The sequence below is a fragment of the Paraburkholderia sp. GAS448 genome, assembly GCF_050435685.1.
In the GTDB taxonomy this organism is placed as follows: domain Bacteria; phylum Pseudomonadota; class Gammaproteobacteria; order Burkholderiales; family Burkholderiaceae; genus Paraburkholderia.
This window is the reverse complement of sequence record NZ_JBNDKT010000027.1, coordinates 98,849-111,545: the sequence shown is the minus strand read 5'-3', so window position 1 is coordinate 111,545 and position 12,697 is coordinate 98,849. Positions and strand designations below refer to the sequence as shown.

12 protein-coding genes are annotated in these 12,697 nt (G+C 58.9%); 2 read left to right on the top strand and 10 right to left on the bottom strand.

The annotated features are described in order from the left end of the window. Together P3T23_RS34520 and P3T23_RS34515 are read right to left on the bottom strand one after the other, a co-directional pair. Positions 1-405: transposase (locus P3T23_RS34520; RefSeq protein ID WP_429320553.1), on the bottom strand; the 405-nt coding region annotated here is incomplete at its 3' end. Between the two features lie 75 nt (positions 406-480). After that, the gene (locus tag P3T23_RS34515; RefSeq protein WP_429320552.1) at positions 481-1,749 is read right to left on the bottom strand and encodes an MFS transporter; all 1,269 of its coding nucleotides are present in this window, start codon (positions 1,747-1,749) and stop codon (positions 481-483) included. Positions 1,750-2,005: 256 nt separating this feature from the next. On the opposite strand from P3T23_RS34515, the gene P3T23_RS34510 reads away from it, so the two are divergent. Next, positions 2,006-2,869, top strand: coding sequence for an SDR family oxidoreductase (locus P3T23_RS34510; RefSeq protein WP_429320551.1), 864 nt, complete (start codon positions 2,006-2,008; stop codon positions 2,867-2,869). A gap of 76 nt (positions 2,870-2,945) precedes the next feature. Here P3T23_RS34510 and P3T23_RS34505 read toward each other — a convergent pair whose 3' ends face one another. From P3T23_RS34505 to P3T23_RS34470, 8 genes are all read right to left on the bottom strand, one after another. Further along, positions 2,946-3,659 carry an alpha/beta fold hydrolase gene (locus tag P3T23_RS34505; RefSeq protein ID WP_429320550.1) on the bottom strand — a complete coding sequence of 238 codons (714 nt, stop codon included), beginning with the start codon at positions 3,657-3,659 and terminating at the stop codon, positions 2,946-2,948. A gap of 1 nt (position 3,660) precedes the next feature. Next, positions 3,661-4,038: a hypothetical protein gene (locus tag P3T23_RS34500; protein ID WP_429320549.1), complete on the bottom strand. Its 378-nt coding sequence runs from the start codon at positions 4,036-4,038 to the stop codon at positions 3,661-3,663. 105 nt (positions 4,039-4,143) lie between these two features. Next, positions 4,144-5,379: an acyl-CoA dehydrogenase family protein gene (locus tag P3T23_RS34495; protein ID WP_429320548.1), complete on the bottom strand. Its 1,236-nt coding sequence runs from the start codon at positions 5,377-5,379 to the stop codon at positions 4,144-4,146. Between the two features lie 4 nt (positions 5,380-5,383). Further along, on the bottom strand, positions 5,384-6,514 hold the full coding sequence (locus tag P3T23_RS34490) for an acyl-CoA dehydrogenase family protein (RefSeq protein ID WP_429320547.1): 1,131 nt from the start codon (positions 6,512-6,514) through the stop codon (positions 5,384-5,386). 63 nt (positions 6,515-6,577) lie between these two features. After that, positions 6,578-7,858: an FAS1-like dehydratase domain-containing protein gene (locus P3T23_RS34485; protein ID WP_429320546.1), complete on the bottom strand. Its 1,281-nt coding sequence runs from the start codon at positions 7,856-7,858 to the stop codon at positions 6,578-6,580. A gap of 109 nt (positions 7,859-7,967) precedes the next feature. Further along, positions 7,968-8,828: an enoyl-CoA hydratase-related protein gene (locus P3T23_RS34480; RefSeq protein WP_429320545.1), complete on the bottom strand. Its 861-nt coding sequence runs from the start codon at positions 8,826-8,828 to the stop codon at positions 7,968-7,970. A 112-nt stretch (positions 8,829-8,940) separates the two neighbouring features. Continuing rightward, positions 8,941-9,741 carry an enoyl-CoA hydratase/isomerase family protein gene (locus P3T23_RS34475; RefSeq protein ID WP_429320544.1) on the bottom strand — a complete coding sequence of 267 codons (801 nt, stop codon included), beginning with the start codon at positions 9,739-9,741 and terminating at the stop codon, positions 8,941-8,943. Positions 9,742-9,757: 16 nt separating this feature from the next. Beyond that, on the bottom strand, positions 9,758-11,266 hold the full coding sequence (locus P3T23_RS34470; RefSeq protein WP_429320543.1) for a class I adenylate-forming enzyme family protein: 1,509 nt from the start codon (positions 11,264-11,266) through the stop codon (positions 9,758-9,760). Positions 11,267-11,539: 273 nt separating this feature from the next. On the opposite strand from P3T23_RS34470, the gene P3T23_RS34465 reads away from it, so the two are divergent. Next, entirely contained in the window at positions 11,540-12,697 is a 1,158-nt protein-coding gene (locus P3T23_RS34465; protein ID WP_429320542.1) for an acyl-CoA dehydrogenase family protein, read from the top strand.

Genomic DNA, 12,697 nt, shown 5'->3' with positions numbered 1-12,697 from the left:
CAATTGCGCCACCAGCCGTGAAGGCAACGGCGGGCGTTGCGAGGCCCGCATCGGCTCACGCCGCGCCGCAACTGGCTCGGCGTCGGGCAGCGCCGACCTGGATGGCAAGTGCACAGGTTCAGCATCAACCACTTCCAGAACAGGAACGAATGCCGGCGAATTGCCTGGTGCCGGCTGCCGTGCACGTCGGGGACGTGTCTGTTGGCGCGCCAGGCTAATCCATTTGCGAAGCTGGTTGGCGTTCACGCCGGCCTTCAGCGCCAGCCCGGCCACGGAGGCTCCGGGTTTCTGGCACGCCTCGATCAGCTTTCGCTTGCCCTCGCGGTCGTACCGGTTCTTGCCGTCGGCCGATTTGCCGATCACCCGCAGGGGCAGGAAGTCAAAGTCAGTTTGTAGGTCAGTCATAAGTTGCGTCCGCAATGTGTAAGCTGCGGACGCAATCTTGTTCCCTCTCACCCGCAGGTTCCAGATGAGCCGAAATTACCGCTTACGAATGACCGTTGACAATGTCGATGCCCTGCTCACCTCTGCAGGATCCACATCCGCGAACGCAAGCGCAGAAGCGGCAACGAAATGCGCTGCCCTGAAGAATCCCCCTGCTACCAGAGTTGCCACGATAAATATCGCTGGAGTGCTGCTGCGGAAAGTCGCTGGCGTCATTGTGGCAATGGCGGTCAAAACTGCTGTGGCGAGTAACGCCCTGCGAAAGCCAATCACCCGAATAGTGAGGGTTCCTCCAAACCTGGCGAGGATAGAACCAAGCATGATTGCGGTCATGACGAATCCCGACCGCACAGGCGACCATCCGAGTCCGATCTGGAACAGGAGGGGAAACAAAAAAGGCGTGGCACTGATGCTTGAACGCATCAGCGATCCACCTATCATGCTGGCCCGATAAGTGGCTTTCGAAAATATCCGCAGGTCCAGCATGGGCGTCTTGCTTCGCAACGCATGCCATACAAACACCACACCGCCGACTATCGAGCAAGCCACAAGGCTGATCTGCTCACCAGTCGAAAGCAATCCCGTCCCGACCGTCTCGGACAGGCTGACGACAGCCATAATCGTGCATGCCGCCAGGAGAAAACCAACCCAGTCGAATTTACCGGGGTGAATTTGACGAAGACGCGGCACGATCCGAAGCACAGCGAAAATTCCAACCAGCCCAACCGGTAAATTGATAAAAAAGATCCATCGCCAGCTTGCCACCTCCAGCAAAAGACCGGCCAACGGAGGTCCCAGCAACGGTCCAATCACTGCTGGCATCGTAAACGCGTTCATCGCGTGAACCAGTCGGGCGCGCGGCGTGGTTGCAACGACAATCAGTCGGGCAACAGGCGTCATCATCGCGCCGCCGATGCCTTGTAACACGCGTGCCGCGACAAGCGTCGACACAGAATCAGACAGTCCACAGCAGAGGGAGCCCAGCAGATATATTTTTACGGCATTCACAAAGACGCGCCGCGCGCCATAGCGATCCGCAAGCCAACCGCTTGCGGGCACAAACACTGCCATCGTCATGAGATACGCCGTCAACGCGAACTTTAATTGTACTGGACTGGTGTGGAACTGCCGGGCCAGGGTCGGCAACGCCGCACCCAACGCAGAGGTATCCAGCAGATCCATGAATAGCGCACTGGCCATCGCCATGGGAAGGAATCTGGATGCAGGCGGAAGATCGGGATTGGCTGGGGGTTCTGCACACGTCTTCGCATCCGAGATATTCGACACAAACCCTCGCTTATCCATGACCTCTATCCATGACAAAGACAATGCCTTACAACCTGTCCAGACGGACGAAATGACCTATCGGATGTCCGAGACCCGCGGCCAGATCAACTATCCGGCTTGACAGTCCTCTCCCATCGTCCGATCATAGCCACATAAATGACTCTTCATCAGTTTATACCACGGCGGATGGACGGCGAGCGACTCATTTTTCAGCTATTTACTCGGTTTCATCTGGTCAAAGTCACTCGAAAAACTCTCACATTGACATCTGTAGATGATGATCCATCATTTACTAATCAACCCCTTAAAAGGTGAATTGAAAGCGAAATCGACAGGAGCGCTGAATATGGAGGTTGTTGCGATAACCGGTGCAGGAGGCATGGGAAGCGCGTGCGCGCGGCGGCTGGGCCCTGGCCGTGCTGTAGTGCTCGGAGATTTCGATACCCAATGTCTCGCCGCGACTGAGCGCGCTCTGAGCGAAGAGGGCTATACCGTTATCACTCAGTTTCTCGATGCCTCTGATGCCGGATCGGTCGAGGAGTTTGCAAGTCTCGTCGACTCGCTGGGTCCGCTGCGCGCGTTCGTACATACCGCCGGTGTATCGCCCGTCATGGCGTCAGCAGACAAAATCTATGCAGTAAATCTTCTTGGCACCGCCTTGTTGCTGGATTCCTTCCTTCCGCTTGCCGGCGATGGCACAGTCGGTGTCGTCATTGCCAGCATGGGCGGCTATAGTGTCAGCCTGTCCGCCGAGACCGAGCGGTTGTTCGCGACTAGCCCGACGGAAACATTGCTCGATATCGCGGGCAAGTTAAACAACAATGATCGTTCAACTGCCTACAGAACGGCCAAGCGTGCTAATCAGTTGCGCGTCCAACATGATGCTCGCATGTGGGGCGCACGCGGCGCACGGCTCGTTTCGGTAAGCCCTGGCATTATCTCTACCCCGATGGCTTCCCGGGAACTGAGGACCGCAGCGGTCGCCGAAAAGTTGAAGAACGCAGCGTTGGCTCGTATAGGCACGCCGGCTGAAATTGCATCGGCCGTGGAATGGCTGATCAGCCCGGCGGCCTCTTTCATCACCGGAACCGACATTTTGGTAGACGGAGGGGTAACCGCCACGTTGAAGTGGCATTGAAGCTCCGCTCTTCGCCGGGCCTGCAATTTTCTCTCGCCCAGCGTGGCCGCCCCGCTGGGGCCATCGGTTCGCGAAGCTACCGCCCGATTTCCTGGAGCAACGCCTGCGCGAGTTCTTCTGGTGCATCAATCATCATGTCGTGCCCTGCGTCGATGGCGACCGTGTGCCACGCCGGATCCTGACCCAATCGGTCAAATGTTTCGCGGTTCAGGGCATAGCCATAGTTGCTGGCAAGCATATAAGTGCGATTCCGAACCGCGCACTCCCTGCCTGTCAGGCGCACCGCTTCAACGAAGGTGGCAATGGATTGAGGCACGCAGCGACGTTCGACCCATTCCGAATCAGCGGCATTTACATTGAAGAACGCTGTTCCGGGAGACGGTACGAGACCGTCCCGTGCAGCAGCGGCAATCGTGAGCTGCATGGTTTCGAGCCCGACAACGTCGAACAATGACTGACCGTCTTGTGGAACAATTGCATCAAGGTAGACGAGCGTGCGGATGCGCTCGCCTTCGGCGGCCGCTACACCTGTGATCACCATGCCAGCATAAGAATGGCCGCACAGTATCACGTCCGTGAGTTCTTCGTTGCGCAGCAATGCGGCCACGTCCTCGACGTGAAGTGAAAGGTTGACCGACATATGCGCTAGATGCGCACGTTCACCAAGACCCGTCAAGGTCGGCGTAAAGACATCATGACCGGCGGCCCGCAAGATTCGCGCGACGCGGCTATAGCACCAGCCACCATGGAAGGCACCGTGAACAAGGACGAAAGTAGTGATGGCTGTCATCTCACTCGACATAGGCCGGAGCCGGCTCACGCGCTCCGGATTGTCTGTCCCCCTTCCGATGGACTTCGTCGGGCGAACCATATAAGGCAAGGCCGATGGCCTCCCGTATCGTCGACGCCGCAAATCTCTGCTGCGTGCTGCACTCCACCCCAAGCAGGTGAGAATTCGGACTGTACGCATCCAGAGCGACCTCGAGTGCCTTCAGCATCGCGGGAGCGGCACTCAAAAGTCGAGCAACAGCAAGACCGTCTCCGTGCCACGCAGCAAACCGGTTCACCGTCGCCACGACCGTTCCGTCCGTGTCGCCAATCACTGCGCTGCGCATGTCATACGGATCGATATAGAGCTGAAAGTTGTATTCACTAAGGCAATTTTCCATGGTCACACCACTTCGGAAGATGAGGTCGTTGAGCCGCGGATGTATCGTTTCAATTTGATTCTTTGCTCAAAAGTGACGAATCGTGCGCGGTGATGAATCGCCTGCTTATCGGGCTGACGATATGGGTATCTCGTCAAAGGGCATGTTTCTGTCCGCGCGCAAATCCCCTGGTAAGCCCAGAACTCGTTCGGCAATAATGTTTCTCAATATCTCGTCTGTTCCACCCGCAATTCGTTTTCCAGGCGCATACAGATAGGCATCCTGAAAAAGACCGCCGTATAGTGATTGATCTGGGTCGCTAACCACTGCGGCCGGACCCATCATATCCAGTGCCAGCGAAACGATCTCCTGAAGTCTGGTGGCGTTAACGGCCTTGGCAATGGACGCCTCGGGGCCGGGCTTTTGCCCACGGGACAGAGCAGTCATTACGCGATATCGTGTATATCGAACGCCCTCGGCTTGAACGTACCAGTCTGCCAGCCTGTCTCTGACACTCTGGTTTTCAACCGGCAGCTTCCCGCCGATTCTCGTTTTCGAACATAGCGTGAATACGTCGGCGAACGTGGGACCGCTTGTTTCTGCTATGGCAAGCCGCTCGTGGGAAAGCGTGGTGAGGGCCACGCTCCACCCCTCCCCCACGGCACCGAGGCGCTGCGCATCCGGCACCCGCAAGTTGTCAAAAAACACTTCGTTAAAGTTATGGTCGCCGGAGATCCGCTTGATCGGCCTGACTTCGATTCCGGGCGAACGCATATCGATGAAGAACGCTGTGAGGCCCGCATGCTTGGAAACTTTCGTATCCGTACGAGCCAACAGGAGGCCGAAATCCGCAATGTTAGCGTGCGACGTCCAGATTTTCTGCCCACTGACGAGCCAGTCTTCTCCGTCGCGAGTCGCGCGCGTGCGCAGCGCGGCGAGATCAGATCCGGCAGAAGGCTCGGAAAAAAGCTGGCACCAGAGTTCCTTGCCTCTGAGCGCTGGACCAACATGACGCTCCAGCACCGCCGGTCCCGCGTAGCTCAGCAGTGTCGGTATGCACATGCCGAGCGTCACTTCGAATACGCCGCGGGGCACATCGAAGTGTGCTTCTTCCTGATTGTAAATAAGCTGTTCGATCGGCTTGCCTTCGCGGCCACCCCACCGTTTCGGCAACGGGATCGACGCAAAACCATGATCGGCCTTGATTGCCTGCCATTCGCGGGCCCGCTTGACCATTTCCGCATCGGGCGCGCCTTGGGACAGACGTGCCGAAGTTTCACGCTTGCGCGGAGCATGCTGCTCGAGGAATGTGCGCACGTCGGCGCGAAACGATGCTTCGTCTGGCTTATCGTCAAAATCCATGATGTTATCCAGTAATGAGGTCAGGGCGCCGGACAAGTTCGCTCACGATATGCTCTTTCCAATCGGAGGAAGGTCCGTTCAGCGCAGCCAGCATCTTTGCGCGCCGTAGATAAAGATGGCAGTCGGCCTCCCAGGTCACCCCGAAGCCGCCATGCACCTGAATGTTTTCTTTCGCGCAAAGCTGGAAGGCGTTCGATGCGCAAAGTTGGGCTGACGCGGCAGCAATTGTCAGCTTCGATGGATCGCCCGCGAGCGCCCATGCTGCGAAATAGGCGTTTGATCGGGCCAGTTCAACGGCGATGTACATATCCGCCAATTTGTGCTTGATGGCCTGGAAGGATCCAATCGGTCGTCCGAACGCGTAGCGTTGTTTTGCGTATTCGACTGCCATGTCCAGACAGGCTTGTGCACCGCCCAGCAATTCGAATGCAAGCGGAACCCCGGCGCGTGCGATCAAGGCGCGCATATCCTCCGCCGACATCCGCATCGATCCCAACCGTTCAGCATGAGCGCCATCGAACCGGATACGCGCGTGATCGCGCGTCGGGTCCAGCGTGACAAGGCGCTGCCGCTCGACCCCTGACGCATTCAGGTCGACGAGATAAAAGCCACAGGTACCGTCATCCGATCCGTCCGTCGCAGCGACGATAGCGAAATCGGCATAAGTACCATCCGTCACAGGCCATTTCGTCCCTGTAAGAAGGCCGCCGTTGACTTTGGCCGAGAAAGGGCCGGTGCACGTTGCCTCGAAGCCCTCGGCAAACCCGAAAGCGCCGATCAGCTTACCCGCACCAAGCGCGGGCAGCAGCCGTTGTTTCTGTTCGGCAGACCCGTGGATTCCGATCGCCATGGCCGCGAAGTACACTGACGAGGAAAACGGAATCGCTGCATTCGCCCGGCCCAATTCGTAGGCAAGCATACACAGCACTTCGTCGGACAGGCCAGAGCCTCCATACGCTTCGGGAAGCGACACTGCCGTCCAGCCCAGCTCCGCAACGAGACGCCACAGCGGTTCGTCGTAGGGACACAAACCATCGAGTACGCGTCGGGCGCCGCGCAGGCTATCGTGACGCACAAGCGTACGCTTCGCTTCCTCTCCGATGGCGAGTGCTTCTTCAGAGAAATCAAAATTCATGGTGTCCTCGACAAATTCCTGCTCTGTGCCGCGTCCGGCCCCTGGATATGCACGCCATCTGGTTCATTGGCGCTGCGCAGCAGCCTGCATCATCCCCGCGCCACGCGCCATCATGTCGTCAGGCGGAGAGGGAAGAACAATCGCCTTGCCGGCCCGGGTAGGTAGAATGACCGTCGCGGTACCCGGCGCCGTTACCTCGCCCCGTTGGTTAGTACCCCAGATTTCCAGATCGATCACGTGTCGGGCGCCGATCTCTCTTTTTCCGACTACCCGCCCTGAACAGATCGTCGTATCGCCCATGAAGTTGAATGCACGCGACTGGCACGACAGCTGCCACAGCCAGGCGTCATCGCCCATCCAGTTTGTGACCAGATGAATCAGCCAGCTGGTGCGCATCTGCCCGTAGTCGTAGGAAGTCGGCAGTCCAAGATCTGTCGCGCGCTGGTGATCCCAGTGCACTCGCTGCACCACGTCGGGTACCCCCCAGGCATCGGGCACAAAAAATGCCGGCATACGGCTGCGCTGCCGCCAGTTGTAGCGCAAAGGCCCGATGCCGCTGCTGGACAACCCGAGACCCATGTGCATCGAAATAATGTCGACCATTGTCAGAGGTCCTTTTGCAACGGGAGTGAGTTCATCTCCGATCTGCACATCGTCCCAGTATCGCTTTTCGGCGCCGCGTCGCTGCTCAGCCGCATAGACTTCATCGATTCGCGCAATGTCCTCGGTGCTATAGGTCTGACGGGTGACGGAAGCGTAGCGGCCGGTCTTCCTGCTGCCTTCGCGTTCAGCGCTCAGATAGGCCTCTTCGCGGCGTCCGACTGGCAGCCCGGCCCGGTTGACCCACAGGTCGCGGTAGACCTCGGTTACCGAAATGCCACCGCTGAATGAAGACTTCTCATTGACCTTCACCTCGGACGTCACGCGTTCCACAAAGAGCTGTTCTTCCGGGTATATGGGTTGCCACCACGTCCATGTGACGCCCGTGTAGTACTTTCCTACGCCCCGAAACAGCCCCTTGAATAGCTGTTTCTGCGCGGCGTCTGGTCTGGGCGTCAGGTTCGTGCCCGTCGAATGGAGAAATAGCGGAAAAGCGATCTGGTCGCGCCAGCGTGTGGCTCTGCCGTAGGCGGGGTCATGCCACAGAGGATTGTCATCTCCACAGGCCCAGGCGAAATGACGCAGAACGTCGCGTGACGCAATCTCGTTGTACGGTTTGTTGTAAGCAAATTTCGGAATCCCGATCTGGTCTTTCGCCCGTTCGATATCCGATTGCGTGATCGTTCCCGAGTTTTCCTCGGAGACGGCTGCGTCTGTTGCGTTTTCCTGCTCTTTCAGTTCCATCTATTGTCTCCATAAGGATGATCCAAAATTCGCGGACCACCCAACAACCTGTTCCTTGAGGGAAGCCATTGGCTGCTACCCCTGTCCTGGCTCGATAAATGCGAAGCCTTCAGGTTCCGGTAAAGCGAGGCATGCGTTTCTCACGAAATGCGAGCGCGGCCTCCTTGACGTCCTGCGTGCGACTGCAGCGCGCCATATGAAACGCCTCGCATTCCATCACCTCATCCAGTGAGCCCACTTCCGCCCGCGCGATGTTCTGCTTGATATAGCGCAGCGCAATCGCCGGACCGTCCGCCAGTCGGGCTGCCATGTGTAACGTCGCCTGGCGAAGCCCGGGAGCATCTTCCACTCGCGTGACCAGTCCGATGCGAAGCGCCTCCTCCGCTGAGATCTTGTCGCCGACGAACATCAGTTCCCGAGCTTTTGCGGAGCCCACCAGTTGCGTCAGGAAATAGCTCACGCCGAGATCACCTGACATGGCAACCCGGACATAGGAGGTCGTAAGCGTCACGCCGCGTGCGGCGAACCGCATATCGCAGGCCAGTGCCAGCGCGAGGCCGGCGCCGGCCGCAACCCCATTGATCATTGCAATCGTCGGCTTTGGCATGGTGTGCAGCAACCGCGCCGTCTCGCCGTGATGAAGAAGGCTGTCGGCGCGATCCTCCAGACTCGGCCGCGTACCCGCATCGGACGTATTAGACGCTTCAGGGCGACGCATGTCGCCACCCGAACAGAATGCACGTCCCGCGCCACATAGAACAACCGCACCCACCTCCTTGTCGCTCGCCGCCTCGCGCAACGCCTCCAGGAGTCGCTGATGCAAATACGGCGTCAGCGCGTTCAAACTTTCAGGACGGTTCAGCGTGAGGATGAGAACGCGCCCATCGCGGACTTTCGTGAGTTCGCCACGCTCCCCCCGCTGCACCGAATCTTCAGCAACGTCCCACATCGTGTCGGATACAGAGGTCATGACCAGATTCCTTGTCGATTGAGCGTGAGGTCACGCGCGTAATGGCTCAACCGCACCTGCGGGCTCATTACCGTGGACCCGCTATCCGTTGGCACAAAGGAAACGCCCCACTTCATCGCAGTGTCCATCCGGCCTCCGCTTTGGTACTCACCGGGTTCAGGTCTGTGGCGATTGGCTTGCCAATCTGTATGTACTTCAACGCATTGCTCACTGCCTGCGCCCTTGGCAAACTTTGAGCCTCCCAGACAGCGCGCACAGATCCCTGTACTGCCACGGGATGACGTCTTGCGACCATGGCGGCAAGTTCGTGAGCACGCGCCCATAACTGTTCGTTCGCAGTCACCTCGGTGACCAGGCTTATCCGTAGCGCGGTACTCGCACTGATCCGCTCGGCGTCGGCGAGCAGCACCATTCGCATGATTTCCTGATACGGAATGTGTCCCATCGCCCCGATTGGTTCGACTGCGGAAATCTTGCCGAACTTCAGGTGCGGATCGAAGAATGTCGCATCCTCGGAGCAGATCACGATGTCGGCTTCATTGAGCCAATAGAACGCGCCGCCCGCGGCGATGCCATGCACGGCAACAATCAGGGGTTTCCACACCTTATTGCTCTTCGGTCCGAGCCACTCGCCCGGATCGTCCTGATCAAACGGCATGTCCTCCTGGCCGGACGCCCGCCATCCCTCCTTGACGTCGACCCCGGAACAGAACGCGCGCCCAGGCGCGGCACGCAAGACCACGACCCGCACGTCTGGCTCGGTGCGTAGCTGGCGCCACAGTTCACGGAACTCCACAACCATGTCCCGGTTGAAGCAATTGAGCTTGTCGGGCCGGTTCAGCGTGACGGTCGCGATGCCGTCGGCGACATCGACGAGAATGGTTGTGTATTCCTTGACGATAGTGCTTTCCATATTCCTGTCCTAAACGCTAGACACCCAACAACGCTTTGAGCTCAGGCCGACTCACCTTCATCGAAGCCGTACGCGGAAGCGCCTCGACAATCCGGAACTCTGTGGGAATCATGTAAGGGGTGAGCAGCTGGCGTGCGAAGGCGATCAGCTCATCTGCAGTGGGCGCGACAGCGCCGGGGGCCATTTCTATCGCCGCGACCGGAACCTGGCCGAGACGGCGATCCGCCTTGCCGATGACCGCAGCGTCACGGACGCCCGGGTATCGTCGCAGCACGGCAGCAACTTCTTCTGGGAGGATCTTGAAACCGCCACGGTTGATCGCATCATCCGCACGTCCGTGCAGGAACAGAAATCCGTCTTCGTCGATCGACGCAAGATCGTTGGTGCGGATCCATTCGGGCCCGAACCGATCGCACTTCACGCTCAGCACGCCGACCTGACCTGCGGACAGAGCGGTCTCGGAGTCATCTGGCGCGGCAACCTTCAGCAAGACATCACTACGCGCGCGCCCAACACTGCGACGCTTGGCGGATGCGTACTGCCGATGGTCGTCGAGCGTCCAGCCGGCCACGCCGCCGATGAACTCGGCCGCGCCGTAGTCGACGAGGACGGGGACACCATAGCGCTGCTCGAAATCGACCTGGACCTGCGGATCCAGTGGCGCGGTTCCCGCCCGAATGGCCTTCAGGCTCTTCAGGAACTGCGGTTCGATGTTAGCTTCCAGAATCATCTGGATCATCGCCGGCACCAGACTCGCGGATTTGATCTGATAGCGCTCGACGGCCCTCGCCCACTCGTCGGGCACGAACTTCTCGAGCAGCACCATCGGGCGCGCCTGGTACAGCGCGAGCAGCAGTCCGAACAGTCCACCCGCATGGCTAAACGGCTTGAGCAGAATCGCTGGCGAGCGCTTCAGGCCCAATTCGCCGTCTGATGCGCCCCTGCCGCGCTGTTCAGCGGATTGAAGCGACGGGATCAGCACCTCTTCCCGCACTGGAATCCGCTTGGGCGCCCCCGTCGTGCCACTGGTGAGCCTCTCCAGGATGTATCCCGGCATGGGTTGCCGATGTGGACCGGCGCCGACCATTGAAAGCTGGGGGTGCACGCTCGTTTGCACTGGCGAAGAGCCGCTGACGATAATGCCCAGAGTACCGGCTTGCGCCGCTGCCGCCACTACGCCTTCTTCTGCCCAGTCGTCATCGTCTGCGAGGACAGCACATAACCGCTGGGCGGCCAGTTCCGCCGCGAAGGTCGCCGAGGCCTGCCTCGGCCGCAGCGGAACAACCATCCAACCGCCGATCAACAAGCTGACGAACGAGGCAACTGCTGCTGGCCGATTGCGGGCCACCCAGCCAACCGGCGCATCGCGACCCACCCCGTTGCGCAACAGCAGACTCTCTATTTCCTCAGCCGCCCGACCGAGGTCTCCCCAGGTCGCAACCGTGTGGCCAGCTTCCACTGCAACTGCGTCAGGCTTCAGGAGCAGCACGCTGCGGATACGTTCACCCAGGTGCCTGGTGCTCATCGACGACATTTCATCTCCATAAGACAGGAATCACGGGACAACCGACTGCTTGATCGACCCCCCCCACTCCAAGGCCGTCAACTTCATCATAACTTACTTGTCGTCATTTTTAAAGATATGCAAAACACCAGGGAAAACTCGTACAAAATCCGTATTTATCAGGGACTTACGGGGTATTTTAGAGTCGAAAGCGGAGCTCTGTTGACCATCAATAACTGATGTTATATCATTTATTTAAAGAAGGCGAACGCTCGAACAAACTGGAGGAGCGAGATGGATTTGCAGTTTTCCCGTGAAGACAAGGTTTTCCGCGAGGAAGCCCGGGACTGGCTGAACAGCAATAGCCCGAACGAACGGCGTCCTCACGCCGGCCAGGCCATGCGCGAATTCGACCTCGTCTGGCAGAAGAGGCAATATGAAGGCGGTTGGGCTGGTGTTTCGTGGCCAAAGGAATACGGCGGTCTCGGACTCTCTCTCACACGGCAGTTGATCTGGCATGAGGAATACGCGCGTGCAGATGCGCCGGACAATCACTTATGCTTCGTCGCACTCAACCATGCCGGCCCGACCATCATTGCCCGTGGCTCGGAAGTGCAAAAGCGGGAGCATCTGCAAAGGATTCTCAGCGGCCAGACCATCTGGTGCCAGGGCTTTTCCGAACCCAACGCCGGATCGGATCTCGGAAGCCTGAAAACTAGCGCACGCATCGATGGAGACCATCTGGTGGTCAACGGTTCAAAGATCTGGACGAGCCATGGGCATCTGTCGGACTGGCAGGAACTGCTGGTTCGCACGGACCCGGAAGCGCCTAAGCATAAGGGTATTAGCTGGGTGATCTGCGACATGAAATCGCCTGGCATCACGCTGCGTCCCATCGAGATCATGACTTCGCCGAATCAGGTGCATTTCGTCCAATGCTTTTACGACGACGTGCGCATACCGTTGGCGAACGTCGTCGGCGCGGTCAACGACGGATGGAATGTCGCGATGTCAACGCTGGGCTTCGAGCGCGGCACGGCTCAGATCCGGGACATGATCCGCTATGCGTTTCTGCTCGAGAAGATGATCGAAAGGGCGCAGCAGCGGCTGGGAGCTGACTGTCCGCTGTCGCGAGATGAGATCGGTGCGCGGCTCGCGCAGTTGCGTGCAGACATGGCAGCGGCAAGAGCCATGACATATATGGTCGTCTCGCGCGCGCAGGCTGGCATCAGGGGTTCCGAGAGTTCATTGATGCGGGCGATGGTTGGCGAGACACAGCAGCGTGTGCGCCGGCTTGCGCTAGACATTCTCGGTCCCTACGCGCTGGAGAATCCCGAGGACGACGACTGGGTCTACTACTACCTTCGCTCCTTTTCGATCACGATCGCAGCCGGTACCGCGCAGATCCAGCGCAACATCATCGGCGAACGCGTTCTCGGCCTCCCCCGCTAA